Genomic DNA, 389 nt, shown 5'->3' with positions numbered 1-389 from the left:
TTCTCGACCGGCGTCGGCGAAATCATCGAGGGCGCGGGTGCCGCGGGCATGGCCGGCGCGGGCCTGACGCTGCTTTCCGAAGGTGCCGGGGCCTGGGCCGGCGGCGCCGGCTCGCCGGACTGCTCCATCATCGGCAGTTGCAGCACGCTGCCGGTATCGAGCAGCGTCATCGCCATCTTGAAGGTGCCGAGCACGATCACGACCACGCTCGCGCCGACCAGCAGCGAGCGGATCTTGGAGGACATTGTCGAGGCGATCTTGTCGTCGGCCTTGGCTTTCTCGCCGCCCTTGTCCTTCGCTGCGGCTTTCGCAGCCGAACGTCCGGGTTTCTCGGGCGCGGGCGCCGCGGCAGCGGCCTGCGCGGCGCGGCGCGCGGCGGCAATGAAGCT

Annotated in this window: 1 pseudogene; it reads right to left on the bottom strand. The window is 70.7% G+C overall.

From position 1 onward, the window contains the following. Positions 1–389, bottom strand: a pseudogene (locus tag CQ14_RS46850) (hypothetical protein); the annotation flags it as partial.

Source organism: Bradyrhizobium lablabi (assembly GCF_001440475.1).
GTDB lineage: Bacteria > Pseudomonadota > Alphaproteobacteria > Rhizobiales > Xanthobacteraceae > Bradyrhizobium > Bradyrhizobium lablabi.
This window is presented reverse-complemented; position numbering and strand designations above follow the sequence as displayed.